The sequence below is a fragment of the Dactylosporangium sp. CA-152071 genome (assembly GCF_050936335.1).
Taxonomy (GTDB): Bacteria; Actinomycetota; Actinomycetes; order Mycobacteriales; family Micromonosporaceae; genus Dactylosporangium; species Dactylosporangium maewongense.
Genome location: NZ_JBNJMZ010000002.1, coordinates 1,892,179 through 1,907,302, shown reverse-complemented (window position 1 = coordinate 1,907,302; position 15,124 = coordinate 1,892,179). Strand labels below are relative to the sequence as shown.

Annotated in this window: 12 protein-coding genes; 5 read left to right on the top strand and 7 right to left on the bottom strand. The window is 71.6% G+C overall.

Annotation, left to right across the window (positions count from 1 at the left end):
- Positions 1–47 precede the first annotated feature (47 nt).
- From ACQEVZ_RS48340 to ACQEVZ_RS48330, 3 genes are all read right to left on the bottom strand, one after another.
- On the bottom strand, positions 48–1,178 hold the full coding sequence (locus ACQEVZ_RS48340; RefSeq protein ID WP_433381360.1) for an amidohydrolase family protein: 1,131 nt from the start codon (positions 1,176–1,178) through the stop codon (positions 48–50).
- Positions 1,166–2,503: a glutamine synthetase gene (locus ACQEVZ_RS48335; RefSeq protein WP_433381357.1), complete on the bottom strand. Its 1,338-nt coding sequence runs from the start codon at positions 2,501–2,503 to the stop codon at positions 1,166–1,168. Before ACQEVZ_RS48335 ends, ACQEVZ_RS48340 begins: the two co-directional genes overlap by 13 nt.
- Before the next feature lie 82 nt (positions 2,504–2,585).
- Positions 2,586–3,926 (bottom strand): condensation domain-containing protein, encoded by a 1,341-nt coding sequence (locus tag ACQEVZ_RS48330; protein WP_433381354.1) that lies wholly within the window; start codon positions 3,924–3,926, stop codon positions 2,586–2,588.
- Positions 3,927–4,300: 374 nt separating this feature from the next.
- On the opposite strand from ACQEVZ_RS48330, the gene ACQEVZ_RS48325 reads away from it, so the two are divergent.
- Positions 4,301–5,293 carry a glycoside hydrolase family 5 protein gene (locus ACQEVZ_RS48325; protein ID WP_433381351.1) on the top strand — a complete coding sequence of 331 codons (993 nt, stop codon included), beginning with the start codon at positions 4,301–4,303 and terminating at the stop codon, positions 5,291–5,293.
- Positions 5,294–5,473: 180 nt separating this feature from the next.
- Entirely contained in the window at positions 5,474–7,015 is a 1,542-nt protein-coding gene (locus ACQEVZ_RS48320; RefSeq protein WP_433381348.1) for a glycosyltransferase family 2 protein, read from the top strand.
- Positions 7,016–7,091: 76 nt separating this feature from the next.
- On the opposite strand, the gene ACQEVZ_RS48315 is transcribed toward ACQEVZ_RS48320, so the two are convergent.
- Together ACQEVZ_RS48315 and ACQEVZ_RS48310 are read right to left on the bottom strand one after the other, a co-directional pair.
- A complete protein-coding gene (locus tag ACQEVZ_RS48315) occupies positions 7,092–7,763 on the bottom strand; it encodes a hydrolase (protein WP_344500107.1) in 672 nt (223 codons plus the stop codon).
- Between the two features lie 179 nt (positions 7,764–7,942).
- Entirely contained in the window at positions 7,943–10,885 is a 2,943-nt protein-coding gene (locus ACQEVZ_RS48310; RefSeq protein ID WP_433381345.1) for a M36 family metallopeptidase, read from the bottom strand.
- Between the two features lie 508 nt (positions 10,886–11,393).
- Between ACQEVZ_RS48310 and ACQEVZ_RS48305 the strand changes: the two genes are divergently transcribed.
- Genes ACQEVZ_RS48305 through ACQEVZ_RS48295 form a run of 3 tightly spaced genes read left to right on the top strand, consistent with a single transcriptional unit; the run spans position 11,394 to position 13,697 of the window.
- Positions 11,394–12,272, top strand: a complete 879-nt coding sequence (locus tag ACQEVZ_RS48305) for a helix-turn-helix transcriptional regulator (RefSeq protein WP_433381342.1) — start codon at positions 11,394–11,396, stop codon at positions 12,270–12,272.
- A 52-nt stretch (positions 12,273–12,324) separates the two neighbouring features.
- Complete coding sequence (locus ACQEVZ_RS48300; protein ID WP_344500117.1) at positions 12,325–12,651, top strand: carboxymuconolactone decarboxylase family protein; 327 nt, start codon at positions 12,325–12,327, stop codon at positions 12,649–12,651.
- Positions 12,652–12,677: 26 nt separating this feature from the next.
- Complete coding sequence (locus ACQEVZ_RS48295) at positions 12,678–13,697, top strand: zinc-dependent alcohol dehydrogenase family protein (protein ID WP_433381339.1); 1,020 nt, start codon at positions 12,678–12,680, stop codon at positions 13,695–13,697.
- Between the two features lie 42 nt (positions 13,698–13,739).
- Here ACQEVZ_RS48295 and ACQEVZ_RS48290 read toward each other — a convergent pair whose 3' ends face one another.
- Both ACQEVZ_RS48290 and ACQEVZ_RS48285 read right to left on the bottom strand, forming a co-directional pair.
- Positions 13,740–14,423: a hypothetical protein gene (locus tag ACQEVZ_RS48290; protein ID WP_433381336.1), complete on the bottom strand. Its 684-nt coding sequence runs from the start codon at positions 14,421–14,423 to the stop codon at positions 13,740–13,742.
- Positions 14,424–14,578: 155 nt separating this feature from the next.
- Entirely contained in the window at positions 14,579–15,118 is a 540-nt protein-coding gene (locus ACQEVZ_RS48285; protein ID WP_433381333.1) for a GNAT family N-acetyltransferase, read from the bottom strand.
- Positions 15,119–15,124: the final 6 nt, after the last annotated feature.

Sequence of the window (15,124 nt, the reverse complement as noted above, 5' to 3'; positions counted from 1 at the left end):
GGGACTGCCTACGGCAACATGCTGTTAGAACGTGTCGACGCGGTCGGTTACGTCACCGGCGCGGAGAGTGTGGTTCCCGGGCCGTACAGCCGGCGGGCGTTGCCGGCGCCGACCAGCGCGGTGATCCGCTCGGCGTCGGCGATGCTGACGCTGTCGTCGGCGCGCCAGGTGTCGAGCAGGCGGCGCAGGGCGTGCCGGAAGCGGGCGGCGCCCACGAGGTACAGCTCGGGCAGCAGGTAGGCGTCGGTGGAGAACAGCAGTTTGCCGAACGGCGCCAGCTCGAAGAACTCGGGCAGGACCGCGTCGCCGACGTGGGTGAGGGTGAGGCCGACGTCGACGTGCACGTGCGGGTACACCTGGGCGAGCCAGCCGGCGTTGCGGTGGAACGGGTAGCAGTGCAGCAGGACGACCGGCGCGCCCCGCGGGTCGAGCGCGGCGAGGAACGGCTGGGCGAGGGCCGGGTCGGCGCGGTGCAACGCGAGGTCGCGGTCGCCGAAGCCGGTGTGCAATTGCAGCGGCAGGCCGGTGCCGACGCCCGCCCACAGCAGGTGGCCGAGCAGGTCCGGGTCGGTGATCCGGCCGCCCCCGCCGCGCAGCCACGCGCCGGCGGCCCGCTGGACGGCGCGCGGCGGGGGCGGCCGCGCGGGGACGGCGAGGCCGTGGCGGTAGGCGGCGACGGACTTGACGGCGGCGGCGGTGCGGACCCGGCCGTCAAGGGCGGCGGCGAAGGCGGCGGCGAACTCGGCGGCGCCGGTGTCGGCGGGGAGCGTCTCGGCGACGCGTTCGAGGCGGACGACCTCGCGGACGCGGGCGCCGGAGGCCGCGGCGAGGCCGGCATCGCCGAGCAGGTCCGGGTCGTCGAGGCCGGTGTCGACGAGCAGCTCGGCGAGGCCGGCGGCGCGCAGCAGGGCCCCGGTCGTGGCCCACCAGCCGAGCTCGGCGCGGCGGGCCAGGTAGTCGTCGGCGGGCGCGTGGACCGGCAGGCCGAGGGCGGGGGCGCACCAGCGGCGCACGGCGAGCCCGACCCGGCTGTCCAGATAGGACACACCCGGCGGGGGCGGCAGGTCGGCCTCGGTGCAGGCGGTCTCGAACGCGGCCCGGTCGAGGTCGCGGGCCAGCACCCGGTGACAGTGCCCGTCGATCAGCCCGTCGATCAGCCCGTCGGTCAGTACCTCCACCGGGTCGCCTCGACGATCTCCTGCGGGGTCGCGCCGGCGAACCGGTCGGCCTCGGCGAGCTGGACCGCGCAGTACGCCTCCAGCAGTGCCGGTCCGAGCAGGCCGGCCAGCAGGTCGTCGGCGCGCAGCGCGGCGACGGCGGCGTCGGCCGTCTGCGGCAGCCGTTCGGGGCGGCGGTCCTCGGGCAGGAGCGCCGGGTCGCCCGGCACCTCGGCGGGCAGCGGCAGGTCGTACCCGCACGAGGCGGCGACGATCTCGGTCACGGCGGCGACGACGAGGTACGGGTTGGCGGCGCCGTCGCAGCACTTGACCTCGACGTTGGCGGCCCGGTCGCGTTCGCCGGGGCTGCCGGTGACCAGCCGCAGGGCGGCCTCCCGGTTCTCGTGCCCCCAGCAGCGGAACGGCGCGGCCCAGTGCTGCGGCTCCAGCCGGAGCCGGCTGGCGACACCGGGGGAGCCGAGCGCGGCGAGCGCCGGCAGCCGCCGCAGGAGCCCGGCCATCGCGGCCTCGCCGGCCGGGCGCAGCCCGTGCGGCCCGGCACCCCCGCTGAACAGCGTCTGCCCGTCGCGGCGCGCCGAGACATGCAGGTGCTGGCCGTTGCCGACCTGGCCGGCGCTGACGACGGGGGCGAACGACACCCGCAGGCCGTGCCGCTGGGACACGGCCCGGACGGTCTGGCGGACCAGCACCGTCCGGTCCGCGGCGAGCACCGGGTCGGCGGCGGCGACGGACACCTCGAACTGGCCCGGCGAGTACTCCGGGTGGATCTGCTCGACGGGCACGTCCTGCGCGTCGAGGGCCTGGTACAGCTCGTCGAGGTAGGCCGCCGCCTCGACGACGCGGGTCATCCCGTAGGCGGGCCCGGTCGCGGCCGGTTCGCCGTCGGCGGTGGCGAGGAACCACTCCACCTCGAACGCCATCCGCAGCTCGAGGCCGGTCTCGGCGGCGCGGGCGGCGGCGGTGCGGGCCAGCGTCCGCTGGCAGCACGGCCACGGTTCGCCTTCCTGGGTCCGCCGGTCGGCCGGCGCCCAGGCCCAGTGCGGCTGCGCGGCCAGGACTGTGGCGCGGTCCAGGTCGGGGAACAGCCGCAGGTCCCCGGCCGGCCCGCCGACGTGCTCGCTGGTGGTGACCGAGTCGTCGACGAGGAACACGTCGAAGACCGGCGACATGCCGACGCCCCAGCCGGCCGCGTGGGTGAGCCGGCGGACCGGCACCGTCTTCACCCTGGTGATGCCGGCGTTGTCGACCCAGGTGAGGGCGACCGCGTGGACGTCGCGGGAAGCAAGCTCGGCGGCGATCCTGCCGGCCCGTGCGGTGTCATCCATCGACGCGTCCTTCCCGGAGGCGGGCGCAGGGGCAGATGTACACCTACCCGCGCCGGGCCCGCTGAACCGGGAAGGCGTCGTCCTACCGGGCCTGGCCTTGCGGCACCAGGTCGAGCGCGGCCTCGACGGCGACCTCCTCCATTCCGCGCAGGAACGCTTCCGCGTCGCCGGGCGAGACGAAGTGGGTGTCCATGAACACGGTGATCTGGATCGTGTCCGGCACGTCGTCGATGTGGACGAACAGCCGCTCGAATGGGTCGTCCTGCTGGATCGTCCAGCGGAACGTGGTGTCGCCGCCGGAGAGCGCCTCGCGGATCTGGTCCGGCGTCGGGGCCGGGCCGGTGGCGCCCGCCCGGGTGGTGATGCGCCGGTCGTTGTAGAAGCAGCCGAGGTCGAAGTCGGGGTCCCGCTCCGCGGCCACGCTCGCGATCAGGTCCTGCAGGTGTACCGGATGGAAGTAGGCGTGTTTGTACGCCGTCATCGCCGCCCGCTGGGTCCGCGCCAGCGCCTCGGAGAACGGTACCCCCGCGACATCCAGCGCGCAGAGACCGCTCTCGGCGACGGTGCACACCACGTCGGCGAGGGCGGGGCGGAACCGGTTGTTCACCGTGGGCCGGAACACCACCGGATTGATCCCGGTCATCCGGTGCAGGGCCACCCCGTAGACGGCCATCAGCACCGGCGAGGCGTCCATGCCGGCCCGGGCGGCGATCGCCTGCGTCGCCAGGTGCAGGGCCTGGGACCTGAACTCGCCCCGCCAGTGGCGTGGCTGCCGCGGGTCGTCCGAGCCGGCGAACCGGCGGGACGGGATGGTCCGCAGCAGCCGTTCCCAGTAGCGCAGCGCCGCCTCGTTCTGCCGGACACCGGCCGGTGAGCGCTGCCAGCGGGCCTGCTCCAGCGGCTGCATCCCCTTGACCGGCGTGGCCACCCGCGCGCCGGACTCGGCGATCATCACCGCGGCGCCCGAGCCGTCGGTGACCAGGTGACACATGATGGCGACGAGGTGCGTCGGCCGTCCGGACCGGACCACCACACCCATCCGCATCGGCCACTGCGTCACGTAGTCGTAGTCGGTCTCCTCGTACCGCCGCCGCATCGCGTCGGCGAGCTCCGCCGGGTCGTCGTCATCGCCCGCTTCGACGACGTCCAGCGCGATCTCACCCGAGCTGGACACCACCTGGGACGGCCGGTCGTCGGCGTCGAAGCGCAGCCGGGTCCGCATCGGCTGGTAGCGGCTCATCAGGTAGCGGAGGTTCTCCACGACGTCGGCGAGGCTGGTGCCGTCGGGCAGCGGCGTCGCGCCGCCCATGGGCAGCCAGGAGTTCTGGCGGCGCATCGCCATCCACAGGTCCAGCTGGCCCCAGGACAGGTCGTCGACACCGGCACCCTCACCCTCGAAGGCGACCATGATCTGTTCTGCCATGCCACCGGTCCTTCCGTGTCACCGCGGCGTTCATCGATCACCCGGCAGTATCGTACAGTTTCTTTACAGATAGGTGTACCGCGATGCCGACGCTCCGGATGGTGGGTCGTCAGGGCCGCTGACGTGCGGCAACGCGCCAGGATGACTTTGCGGGTGATCGGCGGGGCCGTACACTCGGCGGCACGTCGCCGGGTTCAGGGCGTCCTTCGGGTCCTGTGTGGCCACCCGGTGGCGAGGTGGCCGCCGGCGCCGCCCGCTTCCTTGCCCGACTCAACCCCGCCACGTGTGCGCCTGCCGCGTGGCGTGGAGTCGCCCGTGCCTTCTCCGGTCGGCGACCGAAGCCTAGGGAGATCATGAGAAAAGCAGTCATTACCGTGGGAGTGGTGTGCGCCGCGCTCATCGCGTTCATGCTCGCCGTCAAGCACCCGTCCCGGTCGTCGCAGTCGCTGCAGACGGGGACCGGGCCCGGGCTCCACGTCAGCGGCAGGAACATCGTCGAGGCCAACGGCAACAGCTTCGTCATGCGCGGCGTCAGTCACCCGTACGCCTGGCACAAGGACCAGAACCAGGCGTTCGCCGACATCAAACGGCTGGGTGCCAACGCCCTGCGGGTCGTGCTGACGAACGACGTCGGCGCCGGCGAGGTGTCCGACGTCATCGCGAAGTGCAAGCAGAACCGGCTCATCTGTGTCCTGGAGTACCACGACACCACCGGGCACGGCGAGAAGGACGAGGCCACCGACCTGGATGCGGCCGCCGGGTACTGGACCGGGCTGAAGAGCGTCCTCGCCGGCCAGGAGAACTTCGTCGTCATCAACGTCGGCAACGAGCCGTACGGCAACAACGACACCGCGGGCTGGGCCGGCGCGACGAGCGGCGCGGTCAAGAAGCTGCGCGACGCCGGCCTGCGGCACCTGATCATGGTCGACGGGCCGAACTGGGGACAGGACTGGTCGGGCGTCATGCGCAGCAACGCCACGTCGGTGTTCAACAGCGACCCGCGGCGCAACATCGTGTTCTCGGTCCACATGTACGGCGTGTACGGCACCGCCTCGAAGGTCACCGACTACTACGACGCCTTCCAGAACGCCGGGCTGCCGCTGGTGGTCGGTGAGTTCGGGTGGAAGCACACCGACGGCGACGTGGACGAGGACACCATCATGAACGAGGCGCAGTCCCGCGGGATCGGATACCTGGGCTGGTCGTGGAGCGGCAACAGCGGCGGCGTCGAGTACCTCGACCTGGCCACCGGCTTCGACCCCGGCCGGTTGACCGAGTGGGGCCAGCACCTCTTCAACAGCGCCAACGGCATCAAGGCGACCGCGAAGGAAGCCACCGTCTACGGCGATCGGGCGATGGCCCGGTAGAGCGGCAGTCGCGGGCGGGGGCGCCGCCGCCCCCGCCGGCCTGTAGCGGCAACGGCCCGCTACATCGGTACTACTCCGAAAGTAGGGCCGACTTCCGCACCATCGCCCAAGCCACCCCTGAGCTGTCCACGGGTAGTAGCCCATCGCCCAGCGACAACGCGCACGCAGGGGGAGGCGAACGTGAGAGCGTCGAAGACCGCGACTCCTGACCGGGACGCCTGGCATCATCGCGACGCCTGGCTCGCGGACCGGGAAGCGCAGGCCACAGGGCAGCCCCAGGTGACGCAGACCCCGTCCGGCCCGAGGCAGGCGCGAGGGCCGCACCGCGGCCTCGCCCGCTGGCGGCCGGGATACTGGCCGCTGATCCTGTCCTATCTGCTCGTCGTGGCGAGTGACTTCTGGTTCGTCAACCCGTTCGCCACCGGCGCGCTCAGCTGGCCGCTGACCGTGCTGTGGACCTGGCCCATCATCACCACGATCACCGGCATCGTCGGCATCCGGCGGACCCGCAGGACACTGCGCGAGTCGGAGGCGCGCTGGTCCGGCCGCGGGGTGACGGTGAGCGCGGGCTTCCTGATCGTCGTCGTCCCCACCATCGGGCGGAACGACACCTACCCCGCGCTCAAGCGCTCGGTGCAGTCCTACCTCACCTACCTGCCCCCGTGCTTCCCGCGGCTGCGGATCGACATCGTCATCGACGAGGGCTGCGAGGCGGCGGACAGGATCGCCGGGCTGGCCGCGCGGAGCGAGCTGATCCGGCTCGTCGTCGTGCCGAGCCGGTACCACACCGCGAACGGGACGAAGTTCAAGGCGCGGGTCACCAACTACTCGCACGAGCTGCGGATCCACGAGCGGGAGAACCGCGACGACGTGTGGGTGCTGCACATGGACGACGACACCGGAGTCGGCCCCGACACCGCCCTGACCATGGCCCGGTTCATCGAGGAGCAGGTCGAGGCCGGCGCCGACGCCAAGCACCTGGCTCAGGGCGTCCTGACGTACCCGCGCGAATACGCCGTGAACACGCTCACCTGGCTCGCGGACTCGGTCCGGCCGGCCGAGGACGTCGGGCGCTTCTCGGCCTGGACCGGCAGCGGCACCCCGCGCGCGGGCGTGCACGGCGAGCTCCTGCTGGTGCGGGCGTCGATCGAGGCGACGATCGGCTGGGACTTCGGCCCCCGGAGCATCGTCGAGGACGCGCAGTTCGCGCTGATCTTCAGTGCCCGCTACAAGGGCCGGAGCGCCTGGTTCAGCGGGCGGTGCTACGGCGCGTCGCCCGCCGGCCTCCGCGACTTCGTCCGTCAGCGCGAACGCTGGTCGTGGGGGCTGACGGCCCTGGTGTTCAACCGGTCGCTGCAGCTGCGGAACCGGCTGCTGCTCGGGTACTCGGTGGCGTCGTGGGTCGTCGGCCCGATCACGAACGTCGCGGTCGTCATGACGCTCAGCATCCTTGTCGCCGAACGCAACACCTCTCCGGTGGCGCTCTTCATCATTCCGTTCTGGGCGCTGAACATGGCCTACACGATCTGGATGTACTGGGAGGGCCTGCGGCTCAACGCCGTGGTGTCCGGCGACGGCCGGCGCAAGTGGTGGGAGCCTCCGGTCGTCATCCTGCTGATCCCGGTCTTCGGGATGATGGAGAGCATCCCTGGACTGCGCGGATCCATGAAGTTCGCCCGGCGCACCGAGCACAGGTTCATGGTCATCCGGAAGCCCTCATGACCGACCCACAGGATCGGCCTTCGACCCGTTTCCGGCGGGTCGGAGGCCGACGCGGTGCGGGAGATGATCCGGTCGGCTATCGCGCGCCCACCGGGACCTGGAGCCGCTTGCCGCGTCCCCGCATCTCCTCGTACCAGCCCCAGTCCTCGTTCTGGTCGATGACGGTCTGCAGGAAGCCCTCGACCGTCTCCGTGCGGGCCCAGTCGCGCTGGAGCTCACACGCCACCGAGTTCCACGTCGTGGGCTGGGCTCCGGCGTGGTTGATGCGCTCGAGCGCGTTGTCGTGCGCCTCGATCGTGGTGCCGCCGAGCGCGTCGACGACCGGGAACACCTGGTATCCCTCGTTGAGCGCGTCCAGGCTCGGGAACAGCAGGCACGCCTCCGTCCACAACGCGCACATGATGAGCTTGCGGCGGCCCGTGGCCTTCACCGCGTCCAGGAACTCCTTGTCTTCCCACGCGTTGATCTGCGTCCGGTCGTACGAGGGAAGGTCGGCGATCTCGTTCCTCAACTGCGGGATCGTGTCCGGGTTCACGCCGGACTTCACGTTGACGGTCGAGAGAATGGTCGGAACATTGAACACCCGGGCGAGGCGCGCGAGGGCGATGATGTTGTTGACCATCCGGCCCGTGTCCATGGACCGCACCGTGTAGATCTGCGGCGGCTGGTAGTCGATGATGACGAGGGCCGCGTTCTCCGGAGTCAGCAGGTGGTCTTTTTCCGGGTTCCGCTTGGGCAGGCTTACCATGACGTCCTCCTAGCTGGTGCTGAGGGTCGTATCCTGGTTTCCTCCGGCGTCCTGATCCGGCTCGCCCACAGCTACCCGCGCCCTACCGGATCATGCGGCGGGACCTCGCCGCGGCTGACGACACCAGCGCCCGTGCGGGCCCCGCCGGACGACGCCGACGGGGCCCTGACGGTGCCGGGCTACTGCTCCGGCGTGATCTTGCCGCTGGAGCCGAAGACCTGCACCTCGGCGATGCGGACCTCGTTGCGGAACTGGCTGTTGGCAGCGCAGTCCGTGTTCGCCCGCGGGTCGTTGTCCTGCTCACCGGCGTACAGCGGGTTGCCCGTGCACTGGCTGGTCAGCACGACCACACGCACGTGCGTGGCCAGCGTCGGGTGGATGTCGAAGGCGCGCAGGTTCAGCTGCGGCGCCACCGGACGCCAGGCGCCGCCCGGGAAGGCGTCGTCGGTGCTGCGGAACGTTTCCGTGTAGCTCGAGTCCTTGCTGCAGTCGGCCGTGGTGGCGTCGCAGGTGAGGACCGCGAACGAGCGCAGCGCGCTGAACCGGTTCTGGTTCGCCGTGCTGGCGTCGACATCGCCTCGGAGGGCCGGGCGCAGCATGGCGCTGACGTTGAGCGAGTGGACGTTGACCGGCTTGTCGCCGGCCAGGTCGATCGTGACCTGCTTGCCGGCCACGCCGTTCACCGACGCCCAGTTGGTGCCCTCGGTCTCGTCGTTGATCTTGTCGACGTTGACGCCGTCACCGGACGCCACCGCGCCCAGCGTCGAGGAGGCCACGTTCTGCGGCAGCTTCAGCTTGAGGTCCTGCGCCTTGCCGGGCTTGAAGGAAGCGGTGAACTTCTGGCTGCCCCAGCCCTTGCCGTTGACCACGAAGTGGAACTCGGTGTTGGGCAGGATCTGGAACGTGTCCGGCAGCGGGGTCGACGGGTCGGTGTCGGCCACCGGGGTCACCCGTGCCTCGTAGTCGCCGACGTACAGCGTGACGTTCGCGCCCGAGGAACCGGCCATCGGCCGGAGGGTCACCGTGGCGTTGTCGGCGTACGGCGAGTGGAAGCTCGGCGTCGGGTCGGTGTCCGACGACGAACCCGTCGCGCCCTCACCCAGGCCCGACTCGGCGAACGCCTTCCAGATGATGTCCTGGTTGGCCCCGCCGAAGCGGACGAGGTCCGCGGCCAGCATGTTGTCGCGCATGCTGGTCATGGTGGCGCCGCTGGCCGCCTGCAGCAGGTACGAGTCGAACATCAGCTGGATCCAGCGCCGGTTGCCGGGGCAGGAGGCGGCGTCGACGGCACCGTCGGCGCACTGCTGCTGCAGCTCGGGCGTGCCCAGGCCGTAGCGGTTGATGAATTCCTGCCGCACCCGCAGGTTGGTGGCCACCCAGATCTCGCCGTCGGCGTGCACCTCGGGACCGACCAGGTCGAACCCGAAGTCCGAGTAGTTCAGCGGGCTCTTGCTGGCGTCGTAGTCGCGGATGCCCTCGTGCATGTTGCCGGTGACGTACGCGCCCGTGACGAACGGGGTGTCGCCGGCGGCGCGCAGGCCGTTCTCGAACAGGTACTCGGCCGCCACCAGGTCGCCCCAGCCCTCACCCATCGAGCCGCCCTGCGTGCCGGTGATGCCGTTGTTCGGCCCGGCGATCATGCGGTTGGTGATGGCGTGGGTGTACTCGTGGCCGATGACGGTCATGTCGTAGTCGCCGTCGACGCACGGCGGGTACGCCGAGCCGGCCACGGGCTGCCACAGGTACATGTTGGTCGTCGGCGCCTGGCCGTCGCGGCCGGTGCTCTGGTTGGCGTTGTTGCGGCTGCCGCTGAGGGCGCCGGACTGGGCGCGCCCCTGCTCCGGGTCGTTACCCAGGCCGCCGGGCTGGATGTTGACGACCTGCATGTTCCACGCGGCCTCGGTGAAGCCCAGGTGGTAGCTGAAGTCGTGCATCCGGTTGTGCATGGCGAACAGGTTCGACACGGCCGCGTCGCCGTCGTTGCGCCCGGCCGCGGTGAACACGTCGGGGTTGCACTTGGCCTCGTGCCACGCGTCGGTGAACGGGTAGGTGTAGTTGCGGTCCGTCCGGGTCGCCGCCGGGAACGCGGCGACGCCGCCACCCCACTGCACCACGTTGTTGGCCGCGTTGCCCGACGAGGTGAACGTCGGCTGGCCGGTCACCTGGTTGACGTCCCAGGCCTTGCCCGATGCGGCGTCCTTCACGGGCTTGATGCAGTTGGCCGCCGGGGTGAAGCACCACGTCACCCGCGGGTCGGTGCCCGCCGGGAGCGTCTGCGGCGCGGTCGCCGGGAAGACGGCCCAGGTCGGGTTGTCGGAGTCGAAGTCGACCATGTCCTCGCGGACCAGGATGCCGCCGGTGCGCGCGTCGACGAAGGTCGAGTACGCCGTGGGGTTGTCGGCATCGGTGGAGACCAGGCTCACCTGATAGGCGGCGCGCACCCCGTCCTCCGGAGTGGGCACGCCGACCTCGATGACGTCGGGCTCGCTGACCTGACCGGCCGTGAGACCGGCGTCGGCGAGGGCCGCGGCGACGGCGTCGGCCGCCGACAGCGTCGCCGGCTCCGGCGCGGCGGTGTCCCGCGTCAGCGACGACGTGACCCGCACGACGTTGCCCTTGTCGATCAGGATCGACACGAGCCCGTCGTGGCCGGCCGGCAGGCCGCCGAAGGTCTGCCGCAGCAGCACGACGTTGCCGGTGCCGAGCTGCTGGACCAGCAGGGGTTCCATCGCGGCGACGGCCGGGGCGTCCAGCGCGTACAGGTCCTGGTTGCCGAGCAGGTACTGGCGGGCCGCGGCGACCGGGTCGCCGGTCAGGCCGGTGGCCAGGGCCTTGTCCGGGCCGACGGCCTCGGGCTGACCGAGCGAGTTCCAGCGGACCTTCGCGCCGCCGACACGGTCGGCGGCCGCCTTCTGCTTCGCGGTCGGCGCCTTGCCGCCGCGGCGGTTGTCGACGTCGCGCGGGCCGTGCCCGTCGACGTCATGGGCTTTTCCGGGGTTGGGCTTGGGATCGGCAGCGGCGGGCGCGGCGGTTACCGCGCCCGTCGCCACGACGGCGGCGGCAGTGAACGCGGCTAGCGTCCTGCCCCGCCAGCGCCTGGGGTTCAACCCAGATTTGCGCACGATCGGTTCTCCTCTGGTTGGTTGGGGGCGCGTGTGTTGCTCCGGGGGCGCCAGTTGATCTCATAGGGCCTATCACGGCCCTGCGCAGGGACACCAGGTCGCGCACACTTTCGTCCACAATGGACAGCTCGGAGATGGCTCGGAGCCGGTCCGGCCCGGCCGGGCGGCCGGCGCGGCGCTTCGGGCGACAAGGGGCAAATCGATCAACGGGCGTGCCCGGCGATTTACGGGAACTTCCGGATACGGCTTCATTGCGCGAATGTTCACCAATAGCGATGACCGACATTCGCCGCACAAGCCCATCAATGGGCAACCGTTCGCGTGCCAATGCATTATGCCATGTCGCCGTTCGACATCTGTCGCGACCGCGATTTCGTCCCGGACGAGCGTCGGGCACCTCGTGGAAAACGGCGAGCGTCGATGTCCCGGTGTGGTGTGCGAAGGCGCCGCTGAGGCGTGTACCAGGAGTACATCGCAGCTCAGCCAGCCGCGCCGTACCGTCGAAGGTGTGAACAACCGAGCCGAGGTGCGAGATTTTCTCACCACGCGCCGCGCGAAGATGACCCCGGAGCAGGCGGGCGTACCGACGGCCGGGCAGCGGCGCGTGCCCGGGCTGCGCCGCAGCGAGGTGGCGTCGCTGGCGGGAATGAGCGTCGAGTACTACGCCAAGCTCGAACGCGGCGCGCTGGCCGGCGTCTCCGCCGGGGTCCTGGAGGCGATCGCCCGCGCCCTGCGGCTCGACGACGCCGAACGCGCGCATCTGATGCGCCTGGCCCAGGAGGCCAACGGCAGCAGCGTGCTGGTTCGGCCGAGTCACCGGCCCAAGCGATTCACCGTGCGGCCGAGTCTGCAATGGACACTGGACTCGATCACCGCACCGGCGATCGTGGTGAACAACCGGCAGGACCTGCTCGCCGCCAACCTGCTCGGCCGCGCCATGTACAGCGACGTCTACGCGAGCGCCGCCGGCGCGCCGAACTTCGGCCGGTTCACGTTCCTCGACAGCGCGGCGCGCCGCTTCTACCCGGATTGGAACCTCGCCGCCGACATGCTCGTGGCGAACCTGCGGACCGCCGCGGGCAAGGATCCGCGCGACAAGGGACTGCACGACCTGGTCGGCGAGCTGTCGACCCGCAGCGACGACTTCCGCCGCCGCTGGGCGGCGCACAACGTGCGCATCCACGGCACCGGCACCAAGACGTTCCGCCATCACATCGTCGGCGAGCTCGAGCTGGCCTACGAAACCATGGATCTGCGGGCCGAGGACGGCATCTGCATGACGATCTACGCCGCCGCACCGGCTTCACCGGCCGCGCAGGCCCTTGCCCTGCTCGCCTCGTGGGCCGCCACCGAAGCCGTGCAGTACGTCGCCGGCAACCAGGCCTGACCATCCCGACCATCCCGACCATCCCGACCATCCCGACCGGAGGGACTTCCCGATGCCCGAGCAGCCGAAGCAGGTCGGCGGTGGGCGCCGCGCCGTCGGCGACATCGCCCCGAAGCTCGCCGAGCTCACCGACGACGTGCTCTTCGCCGATGTGTGGAACCGCGGCGAGCTGGCCGCCCGCGACCGCAGCCTCGTCACCGTCGCGGCCCTGGTCGCCGGCGGTGACGCCGAGCAGCTGCGCTTCCACCTCGGTCGCGCCAGGGAGAACGGCCTGACCGAGACCGAGCTCATCGAAGCCATCACCCATCTCGCGTTCTACGCCGGCTGGCCGAAAGCCATGACCGCGATCACCGTCGCCAAGCAGGTCTTCGCCGGCTGACATCACATCCACGGAGGAGCAGCACCATGCGAGCAACCGTCCTGCACGGCCCCCGCGACGTCCGCGTCGAGGACCGCCCGGACCCGACCGTCGAGCAGCCGACCGACGCGATCATCAGCCTGGCCGCGGCCTGTGTCTGCGGCTCCGACCTGTGGCCCTACCGCGGCGCCGACGCGGTGAGCGAGCCGGCGCCGATGGGCCACGAGTACGTCGGCGTCGTCGAGGAGGTCGGCAGCGACGTCCGCACGGTCAAGCCGGGGCAGTTCGTCGTCGGCACGTTCTTCGCCAGCGACAACACGTGCGAGATCTGCCGGGCCGGGTACCAGACCCACTGCGTCAACCGCCAGCCCGGCTGCACCGGCTCCCAGGCCCAGTACACCCGCGTCCCGCTCGCCGACGGCACCCTCGTCGCCACGCCCGGCCAGCCGGACGCCGACCTGATCCCGAGCCTGCTCACCGCGTCCGACGTGCTCGGCACCGGCTGGTTCGCCGCCGACGCCGCGCAGGCCGGACCCGGCAAGACCGTGGCCGTCGTCGGTGACGGGGCCGTCGGCCTGCTCGGCGTCCTGGCCGCCCGGCAGCTCGGCGCCGAGCGGGTCATCGCGATGAGCCGCCACGCCGACCGGCAGAAGCTGGCTCTGGACTTCGGCGCCACGGACATCGTCACCGAGCGCGGTGACGAGGGCGTCGCCCGGATCAAGGACCTCACCGGCGGGCTCGGCGCGCACTCGGTCATCGAGGCCGTCGGCACGCAGGAGTCGATGCTGCAGGCCATCCGCGCCACCCGCGCCGGCGGGCACGTCGGCTTCGTCGGCGTCTCCCACGACGTCAGCCTGCCGGGGCGGGAGCTGTTCTACTCCGGCGTCCACCTGCACGGCGGGCCCGCTCCGGTACGGCGGTTCCTGCCCGAACTGATCGACCTCATCGCCAGCCGGACGATCGACCCGGGCAAGGTGTTCGACCTGACCCTCCCGCTCGAGCAGGCCGCCGAGGCGTACCGGGCGATGGACGAGCGCCGCGCGGTCAAGGTCCTCCTGCAGCCCTGACGCGCGTCATGACCCGATACTGGGGGGAGACCGGGCGAGCGCCTACGGCCGGTCGGCGTCCGGCAGCGGCAGCACGAAACCGAGGTCGTCGTCGGGGTCTGTCCAGGGTGCTTCGCGGTCGAGCATCCCGGACAGCCGCTCCACCTCCGGCAGGAGGCGCACCGCGAACGTGAGCTCGCCGAGTCCCACGCACGCGGCGGCGACGACGAGGCCGGTCGCCGGCGCGACGGCGACCGTCATCGCGGCGACCAGACCGCACAGGGCCCGCATCCGCAGGCAGCCGCGGGCGAGGCTGGGGAACTGCGCCGCGGCCCCGGCGTCGCCGGCCGCCGCGACACCGAGGGCGAGGCTGATCGCCGCGACCGCGACCGTCGGGTCGTACGCCGGCAGCTGGATCACGATCACACCGGCCACCGCCAGCAGCGCCGCGCCGGCCTGGAACCATCGGGCGCCGCCGTACCGGGCGCGTAGCAGCTGCCCGCCGCCGAACCGGCCGAGCGCGACGAACAGCAGCCATGAGCCGACCGCGGCGGCGCCGAACGTCCGTACCGACGACGGCCACACCATCGCGAAGACCGCGAGCAGCAGGCTCAGCAGGCCGAAGCTCGTCACCGCCCACCAGCCGAGCACGCCGTTCAGCGGACCGGCCTGGCGCCCCGCGGCGCGCAGCCAGACCCGGGCCTGCCGCGGTGCGGCCCGTAGCGTGGCCACGTCGATGGGTTGCATGAGCCGCCTCCTTCGATCGGGGTCGGCTACCTGGTACCCGCCGCGCCGGTCGATCGAACGCACTGCGGTGCGTACAGGACAATCGTCCCCGGATCCGGTCATGCGGGCCACGGATCCGGGGGCACGACACCCGAACGGGGCCGCGCCGCCGGCGGTCAGGCCGTGGGGCGGTCCACCCGGTAGACGTGGTGCCGCCGGTCGTCGATCGGGTTGTCGGGCTCCAGCTCGGCGTGGGCGACGCGGATCAGGCCGGCCTTCTCCAGCATCCGCCACGACGCGATGTTGTCGGCGTGCACCGGCACGATCACGCACTCGGCGTCGCCGTGCCCGGCCCACAGGTGCTCGAGCGCCGAGCGGATCATGCGGGTGCCGATCCCGCGCCCGACGTCCGCCACGTCGCCGATCAGGTAGTCGATCGTCATCGCCCGCGGCGGCACCGTCATGGTCGGCGCCATCTCCCGCACGTATTCGGGGTAGTCGTGCCAGAACGAGCGCTGCACCAGCCCGAGCGGTAGGCCGTCCAGGAGCGCCAGGAGGTCCTCGTTGGGCTCCTCGCGGCGGGCGGAGGGCCCGAAGTCGCGCTCCACGGCCTCCGCCGACGTCTCGTGATTCCACCACCGGGCCACGTGCGGTGCCGCCAGCCACCGGGCCAGCAGCGGGAAGTCCCGCGGGGTGACGTGCCGCCAGGTCATCATGCCGCT

What these genes read in the sequence shown, in the direction of transcription:
- ACQEVZ_RS48335 (WP_433381357.1), bottom strand. Translation starts at nt 2,503, where the DNA reads ATGGATGACACCGCACGGGCCGGCAGGATCGCCGCCGAGCTTGCTTCC.
- ACQEVZ_RS48330 (WP_433381354.1), bottom strand. Translation starts at nt 3,926, where the DNA reads ATGGCAGAACAGATCATGGTCGCCTTCGAGGGTGAGGGTGCCGGTGTC.
- ACQEVZ_RS48315 (WP_344500107.1), bottom strand. Translation starts at nt 7,763, where the DNA reads ATGGTAAGCCTGCCCAAGCGGAACCCGGAAAAAGACCACCTGCTGACT.
- ACQEVZ_RS48300 (WP_344500117.1), top strand. Translation starts at nt 12,325, where the DNA reads ATGCCCGAGCAGCCGAAGCAGGTCGGCGGTGGGCGCCGCGCCGTCGGC.
- ACQEVZ_RS48295 (WP_433381339.1), top strand. Translation starts at nt 12,678, where the DNA reads ATGCGAGCAACCGTCCTGCACGGCCCCCGCGACGTCCGCGTCGAGGAC.
- ACQEVZ_RS48290 (WP_433381336.1), bottom strand. Translation starts at nt 14,423, where the DNA reads ATGCAACCCATCGACGTGGCCACGCTACGGGCCGCACCGCGGCAGGCC.
- ACQEVZ_RS48285 (WP_433381333.1), bottom strand. Translation starts at nt 15,118, where the DNA reads ATGATGACCTGGCGGCACGTCACCCCGCGGGACTTCCCGCTGCTGGCC.